Genomic DNA, 16,340 nt, shown 5'->3' on the forward strand with positions numbered 1-16,340 from the left:
AGCTTGAAGACTAGTGACGAACTGGGTTGGCTAGACACTCGAAACAGATTCTGAGAGAACGGCTGTCGGCTTGGGCGTTGACTCGACCTGCTTACTCGCGATCGCCGACTCAATCAGTTGCAACATTGCTGCCCAAGTTTTATCCCAAGAAGTCTGGGCCAAGAAGGCATCCACTTGATGCCGCCATTCTGTGTCTTGCTCAGCCTGCTGCATCGCTGCTTCGGTTGCTGTCACGAACTCAGATGCTGTATCAGCGATATGAACTAAACCCTGCTCCCCGTAAGGCCGCACCACATCTCGAATCGAGGTAGAAACCACAGGCTTGCCAGCAGCGAGATATTCTGGAGTTTTGGTAGGGCTGATAAAGCGTGTCGATTCATTCAATGCAAAAGGCAACATAGCGACATCCCATCCTGCCAGATATTGCGGTAGCTCTGGATAGGATTTGCCACCTAGATAGTGAATGTTAGGGTAACGGGGTAGAGTCTCTGGATCGATTTTGACTACAGGACCAATAATCACCAAATGCCAATCAGGTCTGGCTTGAGCAATGCCATCTATTAGATCCAGGTTCATCCGTTCGTCTATAACACCATAGAAACCTAGACGAGGATGAGGAATAGCTGCTTGGTCGGCTGGATCTGTGGCGATCGCTCTGGCTTGGGCAAAGTGTTCTGCTTCGATGCTGCTAGGGAAGGCGTAGGCATGAGGATGCTGATGGCGTTTCGCTTCGTACAGGCTTTGGCCACCTGTAAATACCAAATCAGCTCGTTGGAATAGTTGGTCTTCAAACTCTCTGAGTTCCGGGGGGGCTCCCTTAAAGGCAGCTAGTTCATCCATACAGTCATAAACGACTGCTGCGGCCTGCAAATGACTGGTGAACGCCAAGGCCATCGGCGTGTAGTACCAGAGAATCGGGTTGGCGATCGCATACTCAGCAAACAGGTCATCTATCAAGCTCTGTTGCATGGCAGTGACCATCTCTGCTTTCAAGCCACTGGGGAGATGGGGCACAACTACTGACACGCCACATTCCCGTTTACCGACTTCCAGCCACCAATCATCTCCTGCTTCAAAGATGGGTTCCTCAACAAAAAAGACTCTACGTCCCTGAGCACAACGACTTAAAAGATGTTGCGGTCGCTGATAAACAAAATCCCACCGTAAGTGGGACAAACAAACCAAATCAGATGTACCTGGGAAGAACCATTCAACATCTGAAAGAGAAAAGCTAGCAGTCTGCGATTCTGATGTTGATGTATCTTGCAAAGATAACTTTCTTATAGGTCTCATCTTAGTACTATTACTGATTGATGCGGGGTCAGGTGGAGTCATGATTCAACCTAGTTTTATTTAGGTGGAAAGCTCTAATCTTAATTCACAATAATTCCTTATTACTTTTAAAAGCTTCTATTCAACGGTAGATGTGAAATCTATCTTCAGACAGAGATAAGTATTAAAATAACTTGTAGCTTCGAGGCTTTGTAGGGGCTAAAGTGATTTAATATCAGTGTTTTTGGCTTTTTATCTAGTTTTGTTGCAATATCTACAATTAGGGACACCCAGATTTACGTCATTAGTAGGATATGAAGCTTTTGAGAAATCTGAGTTAATTGCCAAATTGGCTGTCAAGTTAAATGTCAATTACTAGATTGATGCAAGTAATTAGATTTGGTTTTGAATTTTATATTGACTCATCTTCAATCTAAGGATTTGCATGTTATTGATTGATATAAAAATTTTATTTTAGAATTAAGACAAATTAAGTTTTTAATTCTGAAGCATTTCTTAAATAGAAATACCCAAAGAAATCCACATCCTATCTATCAAGGCACACCAATCTCATGATTTTAGTAACCGGGGGAGCAGGGTATATTGGCTCCCATGCTGTTATGGAGTTACAACGAGCAGGTTATGAGGTGATGGTTTTAGATAACCTCTCTTATGGCCATCGGGAAATTGTTGAGGAAGTCTTACGAGTAAAACTAGTCGTAGGGGATATTAGCGATCGCGTCCTACTCGATCAACTATTCTCTACCTATCCTATTACCGCAGTCATGCACTTTGCGGCCTACATTGCTGTAGGTGAGTCTGTCACAGATCCCGCTAAGTATTACCGCAACAACGTTACAGGCACTCTAACGCTCTTGGAAGCGATGACCGCAGCGTCTATAAAGCAGTTTGTGTTTTCTTCAACTTGTGCGCTGTATGGCATTCCTAAGTTTGTGCCTATCACAGAAGAGCATCCCCAAGACCCCATCAGTCCCTATGCCACCACAAAACAGACTGTGGAGCACATTCTCTCGGATTTTGATGTAGCTTATGGTCTGAAGTCAGTTCGCTTCCGCTACTTCAACGCGGCTGGGGCACATCCCAATGGTCAACTCGGTGAAGACCATGCGCCTGAAACCCACTTAATCCCTCTTGTGTTGATGGCTGCTTTGGGCAAACTACCCGCCATCCAGATTCTAGGGACCGATTACCCTACGCCCGATGGTACTTGCGTCCGTGACTACATTCACGTCAGTGACTTGGCTCAAGCCCATGTTCAAGGATTACAGTATCTGGAAAACGGTGGAGCCAGTGACGTATTTAACTTAGGAAATGGCCTAGGATTCTCAGTCCGCGAAGTGATTGAAGCCGCTCGCGAAGTCACTGGACGAGAAATTCCTGTAGTAGAGCGCGATCGCCGCCCTGGAGACCCTCCGGTTTTAGTAGGTAGCAGCGACAAAGCCAGAAATGTGTTGGGTTGGAAACCCGAATACGCTGACTTGAAACAAATTTTGACTCACGCTTGGCAATGGCACCAACAACGGCACGGTCAGCATACGCCTGTGCCACAGTAGCCACAATGTGAAGCTTATGAAGCTTTGGGAGCAAGCTCGAGTCCTAGCAAACCTCTCCCCCAACCCCTCTCTGCATCGGAGAGGGGCCTGAGTTCTATATGGCTCCCTGCCCTATCAGGGAAGGGGCTGGGGGCTACTAGGTCTCACAGTTTTTAAGATTCGGGAACAGAGGGATATCTCACAGTCAGCACTGTAGAGTCTTCCTCCGCCAGCCAACCATGAGAGAGACCGGGCAACCACAGGGCGTAATCCCCTTCTTGAGCCAGCACTACCTCGCGATCGGGGAACTGCAAGCGAAAGCGACCCTTGATCAAAATTGAAAGCGTCGTCGCTTGGTGATTGACCCCCCATTCTTGCCTACTGTCCCCAGCGGAGTGAGTCCCCCACTTAACCTCCACAGCCGACGTGGCGCGGGGATCATCGGCTGGCGTCACAAAGTACCCCATAAACCAACCGCGACGGGTTTTTCCTTCGGTGTAACTATTGCCAACAATAATTTGTGGTGAATCAGCCATTTTTTTTAAAATTTTCAATAACAATTTGGTGAATTGTAGCTTTGAGAATCGTCAAGTTTTGTGTTGATAGTTAGTAGTGATTGTCACACTATTTATTCAGATTCAATTCAAAAATGTACTATAAGTATTCTTAATTTCTTGCTAGAAGGATTTTGGTTTGGTAATCAAACATAATTTTGAACCTGATTTCAGGCTTCTATCTCAGGAATGATTGTAATTAGGTATGATTTAAATAGGTAGTTTGACTAGACCTTGATAAAAGCGGTTTATGTCAGGGAATGCAGTAATTCGCTTGGACACAAGAGTAGGGTTACTGTTGATGAATTTTCGCTGCTCTGAAGTTCCCCTAATTAAAAATTCCTTTCCGAAGAAATAAAGGCTCGAAAAATTTTTAGTTTCGAAGCTGATAAATAGATAAATCAGGGGTAGCAAAGGGCATTCTTCGTTAAGTAGCTAGGGTTCAAGTTTGATGAAATTACTCGGCAGAAGCCTCGAAATCAATGCCCCCTCTGATTCCAGCGCGATCGCGATGTTTCGCCAGCTTGAAACGGGGTATCCTCGTCCACAGTTACAGCGAGCTAACTGGCTCAACCTCAATGGAGCCTGGAAATTTGCCTTCAATAATGAAAACAACTGGGTCCAGCCCACCGATGTCGCCGAGTGGACCCACACAATTGAAGTTCCCTTCGCGCCAGAATCACAACGCAGTGGTATCGGTGATACAGGGTTTCATCCCAACTGCTGGTACGAGCGCGACTTTGAATTAAGCCCAACTCAAAGCGCTCATCCCGCTCGTGTGTTGCTACACTTTGGTGCGGTTGATTACCACGCTCGCGTTTGGGTCAACGGTCAGTTCATTGGAGAACACGAAGGGGGGCACACTTCCTTCAGTTTTGACATCACCCCAGCTTTGCGCCCTGAAGGCCCTCAGCGAGTCACCGTTTGGGCCCAAGATGACCCCCAAGACCTCGCCAAGCCCAGAGGTAAGCAAGACTGGTTGCTAGAGGCTCACAGCATTTGGTACCCCCGTACCAGTGGCATTTGGCAGACTGTCTGGATTGAGACGGTGCCAGAAACTTACTTAGAGAAAATTCGCTGGACTCCCCACTTCGAGCGCTGGGAAATTGGGTTTGAAGCGCTGATTGCTGGCAACACCTGCGATGATTTGCGCCTCAGTGTCCGGTTGACAGTAGATAGCCGCTTACTCGTGAACGATGTTTACGAAGTGATCAATGGTGAAATTCATCGGCGGATTGCCCTGTCTGACCCTGGCATTGATGATTACCGCAACGCTCTACTATGGAGCCCCGAAAAACCAACTCTGATTGATGCTCAGGTACAGCTCTGGCGTCACGGTGAGTTGTTAGATGAAGTCAAGTCCTACACGGCGATGCGGACTGTCTCAATTCAGCGCGATCGCTTTATGCTCAACGGGCACCCTTACTATCTCCGTCTGGTGCTGGATCAGGGTTACTGGACTGATACGCTCATGACACCGCCCTCCGATGAAGCACTGCGTCAAGACATTGAGCTGACCAAGCTCATGGGCTTTAACGGCGTCCGCAAGCACCAAAAAGTTGAAGATCCTCGCTTCCTCTATTGGGCCGATGCGATGGGCTTACTAGTTTGGGAAGAAATGCCTAGTGCCTATCGCTTTACGCCCAAAGCCGTAGAGCGGATCACGAAAGAGTGGACAGAGGTGATCGAGCGGGACGCTAGCCACCCTTGTATTGTGGCTTGGGTTCCATTCAACGAATCTTGGGGTGTGCCTAACCTCACTGAAACTCGGGCGCATCAGCACTATGTCCAGGCACTTTATTACTTGACCAAAACCTTAGATCCTAGTCGCCCGGTGATTGGCAATGATGGCTGGGAAAGCACTACTACTGATATTCTGGCGATTCACGATTATGACAACAACCCGCAAAGATTAGCCAAGCGCTATGGCCCAGAAATCAAGATTTCTGATTTGCTGCACAATCAGCGACCCGGAGGACGTGTCTTAACGCTGGACTGCTATCCTCATCAAGGCCAGCCGATTATGCTGACCGAGTTTGGTGGCATTGCTTATACCCGTCCCGCTGATACGGAAGCTTACAAAGCTTGGGGTTATGCCCGCTCATCAGACACCTCGGAACTGCAACAGCAATACAGCGCTTTGCTTTCAACTGTGAATCGGGTTCAGATGTTTAGTGGTTTCTGCTATACCCAGTTGACAGATACATTCCAGGAAGCCAATGGTCTTCTGTACGCCGATCGCACACCGAAGTTTCCGCTAGAGGCGATCGCATCTGCAACTCTAGGTAGGGACAATCCAGAAGTGGAGAGATCTATACTGCCACCATCAGTTACAACCCCGTGGTCTAGTGCAGAAAATGTACCTCCAGGAACTCCTCAAGCCGGATGGTCGCAAGCTCACCCTGTACAGCAGATGCCCCATTGCAGCGGGCATCCAGGCTCCCAGTCCTGGTAACGAGCCGATTCAGGCAAATCCTCATCTCCGTTGGCATCCGTTGCGGGGTGAGTGGGTGGCTTATGCCAGCCATCGCCAGGGGCGAACTTTTATGCCACCCCCTGAGTACAACCCACTCGCCCCCACAACAAACCCTGAATTTCCAACAGAACTTCCGCAAGGTCAGTACGACGTTGCGGTGTTTGAAAATCGTTTTCCATCAATGGCAGTCCAGGCCCACGATCCACCGCATCTCATTGTGGATACCCTGCCTGCCAATGGTGCTTGCGAAGTGGTGGTCTTTACCCAAGACCCCAGTAAATCGCTCTCTAATTTAGAACTGGATCACCTCGATTTGCTGCTGCAAGTCTGGGGCGATCGCACGCGAGCCTTAGGCAATCACCCGCAAATTCAATACGTGCTCCCCTTCGAGAATAAAGGGGTTGAAGTTGGTGTGACGCTGCACCACCCACACGGGCAGATCTACGCTTATCCTTTTGTGCCCCCGGTGCCCGCTCGGATGCTAGAACAGCAGCAAGCTTATTACCAGCAGCATCAGCGGGGATTACTACAAGATTTAATTCAGCAAGAGATTACCGACGATCAGCGGATTCTTTATCGAGACGAGTGGGCGATCGCCTTTGTGCCGATCTGTGCCCGCTATCCCTATGAGGTGTGGGTGGCTCCGATTCAACCTGTACCGACTTTGGGCGAGCTGACTCAGGAGCAGCGGAGGAGTTTAGCGAAGGCGCTGAAGACCGTTACCCTAAAATTCGACGGTTTGTGGAATCGACCTTTTCCTTACTTAATGGCTTGGTATCAAGCTCCCACTGACGGTCAACCCCACCCAGAATCGCACCTACACGCGGAGTTTTATCCTCCTTACCGCACTGCTGATCGACTCAAATATCTGGCGGGAACCGAACTAGCTGCTGGGATGTTTGCTAATGATGCCCTTCCAGAGGAAAAGGCTAAAGATCTCCAAGCCGTGGTGGTGAATTTGGCAGAGTCAGCCTACGCCTAGCCTGACAGCTGGGTAATTTGGCTGAGTCCTGCCAAGGGCTGATGTTGTAGATGCAAGTTGCAGCTATCTCAGTAATTAAAGAACCTCAATAACCCATCAACCATGGTCATGCAACCAGGAACGGAAATTTCTGAGAAGCTTACGAGCATTCGAGATACTTTAGAGGAAACTGGAGCGGCTGGAGTTCGCTTACGTGGCACGGATTGGTTTGCTTGGGCAACGGGAGGTGCGTCTAACACCGTGTTGTTAGCGGCTGAGTCTGGGGTGGCCGAAGTTTTGGTAACTCCCGATGGGGCTTGGGTGCTCACGGATGAAATTGAAGCCCAGCGTTTTCGAGATGAGGAGTTAACAGGCGATCGCGGTGAGTTTTATCAGTTACAGGTCAACCCTTGGGCAGAATCGACCAAGCGCGAAGCTTTTGTAGCGGAGGTGACTGGAGAGGGGAAAGTTTTGAGCGATCGACCTGTGAGTTTATTGCCTCATAGCCCTGAAATGCTTTTACCCACTGCTTTGGTACAGCAGAAACGCACTCTTCTATCTAGTGAACTCGATCGCTACCGTCAAGTAGGACGTTTAGCTAGCGAAGCGATGACAGAAGCACTCACTCAAGCCAAACCTGACTGGACCGAACACCAATTGGCAGGAGTAGGAGCCGCCGCCCTATGGAAGCGAGGGTTACATCCCGCTCTAACTTTGGCTGCTGGAGAACGCCGCCTGCCGCTCTATCGCCATCCTACTGCTAGCGCCGCACCAATTGGTCAAGTGGCAATGATGGTGTTTTGTGCTCGCGGCTTTGGACTCTATGCCAATCTGACTCGGTTTATTTGCTTCGGTTCTCTAGCGGCTGAGCAAAAGGAATTGCATCGGCAGGTTCGAGAGATTGAGGCGGCCGCTTTAGAGCAGTGCCGTAGAGGTACGCCCCTCAATCAGGTTTATACCAGCTTGCAACAGGCTTACGAACAGCAAGGGTATCCTCAAGCGATTTACGAGCATCATCAAGGGGGAACGACGGGTTATCTGGCGCGTGAGGTGGTGGCTAATCCAGATACCACTGATTGTCTCATGGCCAATATGGCGATCGCTTGGAATCCCAGTCTGCGAGGAGCCAAAATTGAAGATACTTTTGTGCTGCACCCAGATGGCAGTTTAGAGGATCTTACCTTTGACCCGAACTGGCCTAGTGTTGAGGTAGAAGGGCGATCGCGACCTGTTCCGTTAGAACTTTAAATTCTCAACTATAAGCTTTCATATGGACTTTCAACAGATCTTTAATGCTGTGCCCAAAGTTGAAGCGAGTGCGCCGGGACGAGTTAACCTGCTGGGCGAACATACCGACTACAACGATGGCTTTGTATTGCCAACCGCTATCCCGCAAAAAACCACTGTTTATCTTGGCCTGAGCCCTGACGATCAACATCACTTCTATTCGCAGGAGCTAGAACAACAGATCGATGTGAAAGCCTCAGACTCTATTCCAGAGAGCTTTGCGAGTTATATCTTTGGCTGCATTGGTGTACTGGAGAAACAGGGAATTACGGTGCCACCGCTCAATGTCTATGTCACCTCATCTGTGCCAATGGGGTCGGGACTTTCGAGCAGTGCAGCTTTAGAAGTGGCGATGTTGCGGGGCTTGCGATCGCTTCTAAACCTCGATCTTGATGATGTTCGCATTGCTCAACTAGGACAGGAAGCCGAGCGACAGTATGCAGGGGTGCAGTGCGGCATTATGGATCAGATGGCCTCTAGCCTTGCGGATACAAATCATCTCCTATTTCTGGATACTCGCACCCTCGATCGCGAACTTCTTCCTTTTCCGTCAGGGGCCGGGATTTTAGTGATCGACAGTGGTATCCCTCGCACATTGGCAGGCAGTGGCTATAACCAACGGCGGGAAGAATGCGAAGAGGCTGCGAAACAATTAGGAGTTGGGGCATTGAGGGATATCAGTGATGTCGAGGCGATCGCCCATCTCCCTGAACTCCTCAAGCGGCGATCGCGTCATGTGATTACAGAGGATAACCGAGTGCTAGAAGCTCGGAAGGGTGTATCAGCCGAGCGCTTTGGCGAACTAATGAACGATTCCCACGCGAGCTTAAGGGATGATTATGAGGTCTCCATTGCAGGGTTAGATCATCTAGTTGAAATTTTGCAGAAAACCCCTGGTGTATTTGGTGCTAGGCTGACAGGAGCAGGGTTTGGGGGAGCTTGTGTTGCCTTGACGGTGGCAGGAAAAGCCAAGGCGATCGCGCAACAAGTTTTGGAACAGTATAATCGCGCAGAACAAATAGGTCGTGTTTTAGTTCCCTAGCCTGAATGGCTCTCAATCATTACATTAAGAATGGTACAAGGGCTTTCTTTAAGGCAAGCAGTGTGATAGTGAATACAGCATCCTGTAAAAGAGATCCTATCTTTGTCTAGACGACATTTGGGGAGGAGTACAGCATACTTTATAACAACAGCATTCGTGGTGTGGGGTGTATCGCTGATGAGAGCCTATGGATGATTGCCAACCCAGACTGTTAAGATCAATCGTTTGATCAAATCTTTTAGTAAGAACTCAGAACTACAAACATAAATAAGTTGGTAAAACATTATGCAGCTCCAAATTGAACCGAATAAGTTTCCCTCCAAAAGCAGTCTTTGTCAGCTCTGCGGGCAATCGTTTGCCATGAAAGAAGCGCAAGTGATTGTCTGTAACGAACAAGGCAAGAGTCAAGGCCAGGTTTGTTCAAGTTGTATTGGCAGAGGGTTTAACTGGATTCAGCAACAATTTGAACTGCTACAGTAAGCTTCAAATACAGAACTTTAACTTTGCCAGAACAGTATCCCAACTTAACTGAATACCATGCCGTTCAGCATGATGTTTACTCGGTTGGCGAATTCATATCCTATAATTTCCCTTTAGATCCTTTCAAATTAGGATTTAAGGGGAAATTGCTATGTGGATTGACTTAAGCCATTGCCACGCTTTTCCAAAGTTTGGATACTCTGAAAATCGATGTAAGCTAGTCGGTGAAAAGAGATCAGTCGTGGAGCTGAGAAAATGGTAGAAGCAACAACCACAATCACTGGATTCCACGCTCACATCTACTACGATCCTGAAACTCGTGATGTTGCAGCGCGGGTACGCGAGGGACTGGGTGCTTTTGAGGTGCGTTTGGGACGGTGGCACGATCGCCCGATTGGCCCTCATCCTCAAGCTATGTACCAGATTGCTTTCCTACCCGATCAGTTCGTAAAGGTTGTTCCTTGGCTGATGCTACATCGCGAGGGGTTGGATGTTTTGGTGCATCCGGAGACAGGCTATGATGTCTTGGACCACACAAACCATGCTCTATGGCTAGGCAATAAATTAGAACTGAATATCGAGATTCTGCGTCAAATTAGCAGAGCCTAAGCGCAGCCTCCAACTTCTAGATTGCTCAATTGCTGTAAAAACATAATTTCTATAGAAGTAACCGCTGCCTTTGATCTACCTTTGGATAGGCGACTAAGGCTAATGAGCCAAAAACCTCAGTGTTTACATTGAATTATTAATTAAATAATCGCTTGGCGCTACACATTTAGTTAGTCAACTGTATTTAGACAGAGAATCCAATCAATTAAATTTATCAACTCAAGAACTATATATATTTGCTTCTATCGTCTTTAGAAACTAGCTTATAAATATAAACAATTCAGTATGACAAGTTGCTATGGATACACATCCTATCGCTAATGAGATTGATTGGAATCCGATTCTGCTACGCTTGCAAATGAAGGAATCACGGCCTACACCAGCTTACCCAGGAGATTTGAAGGCGGCATTACTGAATCATGCAGGTCTCTTTAATCACCCCAAGGGTGAAGCAGCATACCAAATGGCGGTAGAAATTGCTCGGCTTACGACCTGCTGCGATCCAGAAGTCGTTTATTGGTTCTCACGCATTGTATCGTTGATGGATGCTTAGGCAGTTAGCCTAACTAGTGACCCCATCTGTGTCTCATCAAGTTTAGAGATACAGATAGGGCAACGCTTACGGTGATTGATGCCTCGTCTCAGGATTGCTGATAAACGATAAGCGAGTTAATCAGGCCACAGCAGCGAATTCAGCTTTGACAGCGACGTAGGCCCAGTCAAGCCAGGGTAGGAGAGCTTCGATGTCGGAAGTTTCTACCGTGGCTCCGCCCCAGATCCGTAGTCCTGGAGGTGCGGCCCGATAGGGCGCAACATCATAAGCAACACCTTGCTTTTCTAAAGTTTTCGCCCATTTCTTGGCAAAAGTCGCTTGGTCTTCCGCACTGAGATTTGTGAACCAAGGATCAGCTACTTTTAGGCAGATCGAGGTGCAAGAGCGAGTTTCTGGTTTTTCAGCCAAGAAGTCTACCCAATCGCGTTGCTCTACCCAACGAGCGATCGTGCTGAGGTTGGCTTCACTGCGCTGAATCAAACCAGATAAGCCACCCACACTCTCGACCCAATTCAAACTGTCGATCGCGTCCTCTACACACAGCATCGAAGGTGTGTTGATGGTGTCACCTTTGAAGATGCCTTCAATCAACTTACCTTTTTGGCTGAGCCGGAAAATTTTCGGGATTGGCCAGGTGGGTTGATAGCTCTCTAGGCGCTCGACGGCACGAGGAGAAAGAACGATTACGCCATGTTGAGCTTCGCCACCCAAGACTTTCTGCCAGGAGTAAGTCAGGACATCGATTTTGTCCCAGGGGATGTCCATTGCGAATACTGCGGAGGTGGCATCGCAAATGGTCAAGCCTTGGCGATCGCTAGGAATCCAGTCACCATTGGGCACTCTCACGCCTGAAGTGGTGCCATTCCACAGGAATACTACATCGTGGCTAAAATCCACTTGGCCCAAGTCGGGCAGGCTACCGTAGGGAGCTTTGATCAGGTTGACATTTGGTAATTTCAGCTCATCTAAAACATCTTTTACCCATTCCTGACCAAAACTTTCCCACGCTAAAATATCGACGGGGCGCGGTCCTAGCAGTGACCACAGGGCCATTTCGACCGCGCCTGTGTCGGAAGCAGGCACAATGCCCAACCGATAATCTGCGGGAACACCCAAGATTTTTTTCGAGCGATCGATGACTTCTGCAAGTTTAGCTTTGCCGTCAGCAGAGCGATGGGAGCGACCCACACAAGCATTTTGTAAATTAGTCACACTCCAGCCAGGGCGCTTGGCACAAGGACCAGAGGAAAAATAAGGGACGGTGGGTTTAGTGGTTGGAGGAGTAGGATGTTCTGACATGGGTGCTGAATGCAGCATTCATTAGGGTAGGTAGTCATTATATATATTTCTTTTGCACCTCCAACATCCGGTGTTGCACTGGCTTAGCGAAATCACAAAAACTTCTGACCTTCTACACTAGAAATCAGTGTTCAGTGAGGGGGATGTAGGCTCAGTCATGAAAGAAATTACGCGGCGTCAGTTTATTACGACTGCTGCCTTGGCAACTGGCTTTGCCTTAGCAGTAGAACCTATTTCGGCCAAAGTTATTCGGACAGACGGCAAGGGATTGATTGCGGGTGCCGTAAAAATTCCGGTCAAAGACGGCAACGTTCCTGCTTACAGAGCGATGCCTGCCAAAGGCCAAAATTTTCCTGTCATTTTGGTGATCCAAGAAATCTTTGGGGTGCATGAGCATATTCAAGATGTCTGCCGTCGCTTTGCTCAATTGGGATATGTAGCGATCGCTCCGGAATTATTTGTGCGGCAAGGCAATGTGCTGAAGCTAAGCAGTGTGGACGAGATCCGTAAGGTAGTGGCAAAAGTGCCAGATGCTCAAGTGCTGTCTGATCTCGATGCCACGGTGAATTGGGCAGTGAAGTCGGCTAAGGGCAATGGTAAGCGTTTGGGGATTACAGGCTTTTGCTGGGGCGGGCGCATGACTTGGCTGTATGCCGCACATAATCCGCAAGTGAAAGCAGGCGTGGCTTGGTATGGCCGCTTAGTCGGCGATCGCAGCCCTCTTACACCCAGACATGCGGTGGATATTGCGCCCCAACTGAAGACCCCAGTTTTAGGACTTTATGGTGGAGAGGATACAGGGATTTCCCTAGAGACAGTGGAGGAGATGCGCGATCGCCTGAAATTGGGGCGCAGCAAATCCCAAATCATTGTCTACCCTGATGCGCCTCATGCCTTTTTTGCCGATTATCGCCCCTCTTATCGCGAAAGAGACGCGAAGGATGGTTGGAAACGGCTTCAGGCTTGGTTTAAGCAATATGGTGTGTAATTTTCCCAAGCAATATTAGGAGACAGCATCATGATTGAGCTTTATTACTGGACGACTCCAAACGGACACAAAATCACTTTGTTTCTAGAGGAAACAAATCTGCCCTATGAGTTGGTGCCGATTAACATTGGTGCAGGCGATCAGTTCAAGCCCGAATTTCTCCAGATTGCTCCCAACAACCGGATTCCCGCGATCGTCGATCGTGAACCTGTGGGAGGTGGTGATCCGATTTCTGTGTTTGAGTCTGGAGCGATTCTGCTGTATTTAGCGGAAAAAACTGGCCAGTTCATTCCTGCCAATCTCCGAGGTCGTGTTGAAACGTTGCAGTGGCTGTTTTGGCAAATGGGTGGATTAGGGCCAATGGCAGGGCAAAATCATCACTTTAACCAATATGCGCCAGAGAAAATTCCCTATGCAATTAATCGCTATGTGAATGAAACTGCGCGTTTGTACGCGGTGTTAAACAAGCAGTTGAGCGATCGCGAATTTGTCGCAGGAGAATATTCGATCGCGGATATGGCAATTTATCCCTGGATCGTGCCCTACGAAATGCAAGGCCAAAAGCTAGAAGACTTTCCGCAGGTGCAACGCTGGTTTGAAGCGATTAAAGCGCGCCCAGCCACGATCCGAGCCTATGAAAAAGCGGCAGCTTTCAAAGACCAAGCACTCAATATTGAGCGATCGCGGGATCTATTGTTTAATCAGTCTGCCAACACAGTGCAATAGATTTTTACTCTGTGATCCCATAATCTTCATCTCCGCTCTTTAGACAGAGGGTTGCTTAGATAGCAGTCGTTACTCTGCTTATGGGGCGGTCGTTTTTTATGACTTAGATTCAAACGGTCAAGCTGGTTCAATTTACTCTTCACATCTAGGTTTAAGCGCCATGAAAAGACTCAACTACTTTAATAAAGCTACTACTCTTGTAGGAGCAGCAGCCCTCACATCGCTGCTCAGTTTTCCAGTGCTGGCGCAGATGACTCCTCGGCCTAGCACCCCAGCTAATCGACCTGCTCAAAGCACAACAAATCAACAACGGGGCGGTGCAACTGCACCCACCGCTTTAGACCGCGAATTTGTCCTGATGGCAGCTCGCGGAAATAATGCTGAGATTCAAACCTCTCAGCTAGCCTTGCAAAAGTCATCTAATCAGATGGTGAGAACCTACGCTCAGCAGATGATCCGGGAGCATACCCAAGCAAACCAACGCCTATCCCAAGTGGCAGCCCAACATCGGATCACGCTACCCACTGATCCTGGTCCCCTCAATGCAGCGATCGCCCAGCAACTGGCTCAGCTCTCTGGCGCAAACTTCGATCGCGCCTATATGGGCACCCAAGAGAATCTGCACATGCAAGCGATCGCTTTGTACCGGACAGAAATTCAGCAAGGAAAAGCGGCTGATGTGAAACAGTATGCCTCGGCCCTGCTGCCCAACATCAACAATCACTATCAAATGGCCAGTCGTGCCATGACGGCAAATAGACCAGGAAACACAGGACGACCTCTCCAGTAATCGACCCACCTACTTTTAACTGAGAGAAGTTGAGGGATGCCTTGGCTTCTCTTTTTTGTGTCACCTGATCTCGCTGTGTCATAGAGGCTTCCAACCAACTTTGCAATCCCGCAGACCCTTTCATTCCCTAGATAGAACGCGATGGTTCTAGAGCAGCCTCTTTAGCCAGAGGTCAGCAGTCTTTTCGCTACTTAGGATGAATGCAATCGTTAGCAGTTCATCTGTGGGTAGGGCTTCAGCCATGCTAGAAAAATCGATCGCCGAACTAGCTGATGTAGTACGCCAATGCGCCCATCCTCTTTCAAGTTCTCCTTCAGATTACGACCCGTTGATAGATCTAGTTGGGAATGCTCGGTTTGTCTTAATTGGCGAGGCGACACATGGCACCCATGAGTTCTATGAGCAGCGGGCTGAAATTACCAAGCGGTTGATTCAAGAAAAAGGCTTTGCAGCAGTTGCAGTAGAAGCTGACTGGCCTGATGCTTACCGAGTGAACCGCTTTGTCCAAGGCGCGAGTGAGGATGCCACCAGTAACGAAGCACTGGGTAACTTTCATCGCTTCCCGACTTGGATGTGGCGAAATACAGACGTGCTGAATTTCGTTAACTGGCTGCATCAATATAATGTAGCTTTGCCGCCAGAAAGAACTAAAGTTGGTTTCTATGGCCTCGATCTTTACAGCCTCTACAGTTCCATTGAAGCAGTGCTGAAGTATCTTGACCAAATTGATCCAGAAGCAGGGCAGCGAGCGCGTTCTCGCTATGCTTGTTTCGAGCATTTCGAGGAGGATTCTCAGAGTTACGGATATGCGACCAGCTCTGGCATGGCGGAATCCTGTGAAGGTGGAGCGGTAGATCAACTTCTAGAGTTGCAAAGACAGGCGAGTGAGTATACGCGAAGAGATGGCCCCTTAGCAGAGGATGAATTCTTCTATGCGGAGCAGAATGCTCGACTGGTCAAGAATGCTGAGGATTACTACCGCTCCATGTTCCGAGGGAGAGTGTCTTCTTGGAATTTGCGCGATCGCCATATGGCAGAAACGCTTGATCACTTATCGGCCCATCTAGAAAAACAGCAGCAACCCGCCAAGATCGTGGTTTGGGCACATAACTCTCATTTAGGTGATGCTAGAGCGACCGATATGGGAGAAGCGGGTGAGTGGAATGTGGGTCAACTGGTACGAGAGCGTTATGGTGAAGATGCGGTGTTGGTTGGCTTCAGCACGTATACTGGCACCGTCACAGCAGCGACCGATTGGGATGGCCCTGCTGAACTCAAGCAAGTCAGACCTGCACTGCCTAATAGCTACGAAGCCCTCTTTCACGAGACTGGATTACCCCGCTTTTGGTTGAATCTCCGCCAAGATAATCCGGCGATCGCTCAGCTACGAGAACCCCGCTTAGAAAGGGCGATCGGCGTGATTTACCGTCCTCACTCCGAGCGGCTAAGCCACTATTTCCACACCCAGTTACCCAGCCAGTTTGATGCCATCATTCATATTGATGACACCCGTGCGGTCGAACCGCTAGACCGCGATGAGCCTGTCGAGGATAATGAAGTACCAGATACTTACCCCTCAGCGCTCTGAACAAACCAGTAAAAATTTCAATTCAAATTCTAGCGATCGCCCTTCGACACGTTTCCAAATCTTGTGTTTGTCAAAATTCTGAATAAGCGCATAGACTGTGGGCTAGCGATATCTCTTTGTATCATGAGCTTAGTCAGCTAGCGCCTAGATTCACCGGTGCCG

Annotated in this window: 15 protein-coding genes; 12 read left to right on the forward strand and 3 right to left on the reverse strand. The window is 48.7% G+C overall.

The window, feature by feature from the left end; translation table 11 throughout:
* Nucleotides 1-30: 30 nt before the first annotated feature.
* The gene (locus tag H6F90_RS24935; protein ID WP_242024624.1) at nt 31-1,269 is read right to left on the reverse strand and encodes a glycosyltransferase family 1 protein; all 1,239 of its coding nucleotides are present in this window, start codon (nt 1,267-1,269) and stop codon (nt 31-33) included.
* A gap of 575 nt (nt 1,270-1,844) precedes the next feature.
* On the opposite strand from H6F90_RS24935, the gene galE reads away from it, so the two are divergent.
* The gene (gene galE / locus H6F90_RS24940; RefSeq protein WP_190554775.1) at nt 1,845-2,846 is read left to right on the forward strand and encodes a UDP-glucose 4-epimerase GalE; all 1,002 of its coding nucleotides are present in this window, start codon (nt 1,845-1,847) and stop codon (nt 2,844-2,846) included.
* 152 nt (nt 2,847-2,998) lie between these two features.
* Here galE and H6F90_RS24945 read toward each other — a convergent pair whose 3' ends face one another.
* Nucleotides 2,999-3,361: a signal peptidase I gene (locus tag H6F90_RS24945; RefSeq protein WP_190441650.1), complete on the reverse strand. Its 363-nt coding sequence runs from the start codon at nt 3,359-3,361 to the stop codon at nt 2,999-3,001.
* 469 nt (nt 3,362-3,830) lie between these two features.
* Here H6F90_RS24945 and H6F90_RS24950 point away from each other — a divergent pair, with 469 nt between their 5' ends.
* The 7 genes from H6F90_RS24950 to H6F90_RS24980 all read left to right on the forward strand — a co-directional run bounded on the left by H6F90_RS24950 (nt 3,831) and on the right by H6F90_RS24980 (nt 10,787).
* Nucleotides 3,831-5,834, forward strand: a complete 2,004-nt coding sequence (locus H6F90_RS24950; protein WP_190554776.1) for a glycoside hydrolase family 2 protein — start codon at nt 3,831-3,833, stop codon at nt 5,832-5,834.
* Complete coding sequence (gene galT / locus H6F90_RS24955; protein ID WP_190554777.1) at nt 5,737-6,837, forward strand: galactose-1-phosphate uridylyltransferase; 1,101 nt, start codon at nt 5,737-5,739, stop codon at nt 6,835-6,837. Before H6F90_RS24950 ends, galT begins: the two co-directional genes overlap by 98 nt.
* 102 nt (nt 6,838-6,939) lie before the next feature.
* Nucleotides 6,940-8,064, forward strand: a complete 1,125-nt coding sequence (locus tag H6F90_RS24960) for a Xaa-Pro peptidase family protein (RefSeq protein WP_199296159.1) — start codon at nt 6,940-6,942, stop codon at nt 8,062-8,064.
* A 22-nt stretch (nt 8,065-8,086) separates the two neighbouring features.
* The gene (galK, locus tag H6F90_RS24965; protein WP_190554778.1) at nt 8,087-9,145 is read left to right on the forward strand and encodes a galactokinase; all 1,059 of its coding nucleotides are present in this window, start codon (nt 8,087-8,089) and stop codon (nt 9,143-9,145) included.
* Between the two features lie 285 nt (nt 9,146-9,430).
* Complete coding sequence (locus H6F90_RS24970; protein WP_190441661.1) at nt 9,431-9,625, forward strand: hypothetical protein; 195 nt, start codon at nt 9,431-9,433, stop codon at nt 9,623-9,625.
* Between the two features lie 255 nt (nt 9,626-9,880).
* On the forward strand, nt 9,881-10,234 hold the full coding sequence (locus H6F90_RS24975; RefSeq protein ID WP_190554779.1) for a DOPA 4,5-dioxygenase family protein: 354 nt from the start codon (nt 9,881-9,883) through the stop codon (nt 10,232-10,234).
* A 298-nt stretch (nt 10,235-10,532) separates the two neighbouring features.
* Entirely contained in the window at nt 10,533-10,787 is a 255-nt protein-coding gene (locus tag H6F90_RS24980) for a hypothetical protein (protein ID WP_190441665.1), read from the forward strand.
* Between the two features lie 120 nt (nt 10,788-10,907).
* Here H6F90_RS24980 and H6F90_RS24985 read toward each other — a convergent pair whose 3' ends face one another.
* Entirely contained in the window at nt 10,908-12,086 is a 1,179-nt protein-coding gene (locus tag H6F90_RS24985) for a phosphoserine transaminase (RefSeq protein WP_190554780.1), read from the reverse strand.
* A 157-nt stretch (nt 12,087-12,243) separates the two neighbouring features.
* Between H6F90_RS24985 and H6F90_RS24990 the strand changes: the two genes are divergently transcribed.
* The 4 genes from H6F90_RS24990 (at nt 12,244) to H6F90_RS25005 (ending at nt 16,178) form a co-directional block, all read left to right on the forward strand.
* Complete coding sequence (locus H6F90_RS24990) at nt 12,244-13,074, forward strand: dienelactone hydrolase family protein (protein ID WP_190554781.1); 831 nt, start codon at nt 12,244-12,246, stop codon at nt 13,072-13,074.
* Between the two features lie 30 nt (nt 13,075-13,104).
* Nucleotides 13,105-13,800 carry a glutathione S-transferase N-terminal domain-containing protein gene (locus tag H6F90_RS24995; RefSeq protein ID WP_190554782.1) on the forward strand — a complete coding sequence of 232 codons (696 nt, stop codon included), beginning with the start codon at nt 13,105-13,107 and terminating at the stop codon, nt 13,798-13,800.
* 160 nt (nt 13,801-13,960) lie between these two features.
* Nucleotides 13,961-14,590 carry a DUF4142 domain-containing protein gene (locus H6F90_RS25000; protein WP_190554783.1) on the forward strand — a complete coding sequence of 210 codons (630 nt, stop codon included), beginning with the start codon at nt 13,961-13,963 and terminating at the stop codon, nt 14,588-14,590.
* A 196-nt stretch (nt 14,591-14,786) separates the two neighbouring features.
* Nucleotides 14,787-16,178 carry an erythromycin esterase family protein gene (locus H6F90_RS25005; RefSeq protein ID WP_199296160.1) on the forward strand — a complete coding sequence of 464 codons (1,392 nt, stop codon included), beginning with the start codon at nt 14,787-14,789 and terminating at the stop codon, nt 16,176-16,178.
* Nucleotides 16,179-16,340 lie beyond the last annotated feature (162 nt).

Source organism: Trichocoleus sp. FACHB-591, from assembly GCF_014695845.1.
Taxonomy (GTDB): Bacteria; Cyanobacteriota; Cyanobacteriia; order FACHB-46; family FACHB-46; genus Trichocoleus.

Coding starts and splice junctions, on each gene's coding strand:
- H6F90_RS24945 (WP_190441650.1), bottom strand. CDS start 3,361: ATGGCTGATTCACCACAAATTATTGTTGGCAATAGTTACACCGAAGGA.
- H6F90_RS24960 (WP_199296159.1), top strand. CDS start 6,940: ATGGTCATGCAACCAGGAACGGAAATTTCTGAGAAGCTTACGAGCATT.
- H6F90_RS24985 (WP_190554780.1), bottom strand. CDS start 12,086: ATGTCAGAACATCCTACTCCTCCAACCACTAAACCCACCGTCCCTTAT.
- H6F90_RS24995 (WP_190554782.1), top strand. CDS start 13,105: ATGATTGAGCTTTATTACTGGACGACTCCAAACGGACACAAAATCACT.
- H6F90_RS24950 (WP_190554776.1), top strand. CDS start 3,831: ATGAAATTACTCGGCAGAAGCCTCGAAATCAATGCCCCCTCTGATTCC.
- H6F90_RS25000 (WP_190554783.1), top strand. CDS start 13,961: ATGAAAAGACTCAACTACTTTAATAAAGCTACTACTCTTGTAGGAGCA.
- H6F90_RS24980 (WP_190441665.1), top strand. CDS start 10,533: ATGGATACACATCCTATCGCTAATGAGATTGATTGGAATCCGATTCTG.
- galE (WP_190554775.1), top strand. CDS start 1,845: ATGATTTTAGTAACCGGGGGAGCAGGGTATATTGGCTCCCATGCTGTT.
- galK (WP_190554778.1), top strand. CDS start 8,087: ATGGACTTTCAACAGATCTTTAATGCTGTGCCCAAAGTTGAAGCGAGT.
- galT (WP_190554777.1), top strand. CDS start 5,737: ATGTACCTCCAGGAACTCCTCAAGCCGGATGGTCGCAAGCTCACCCTG.
- H6F90_RS24990 (WP_190554781.1), top strand. CDS start 12,244: ATGAAAGAAATTACGCGGCGTCAGTTTATTACGACTGCTGCCTTGGCA.
- H6F90_RS24970 (WP_190441661.1), top strand. CDS start 9,431: ATGCAGCTCCAAATTGAACCGAATAAGTTTCCCTCCAAAAGCAGTCTT.
- H6F90_RS24975 (WP_190554779.1), top strand. CDS start 9,881: ATGGTAGAAGCAACAACCACAATCACTGGATTCCACGCTCACATCTAC.
- H6F90_RS25005 (WP_199296160.1), top strand. CDS start 14,787: ATGAATGCAATCGTTAGCAGTTCATCTGTGGGTAGGGCTTCAGCCATG.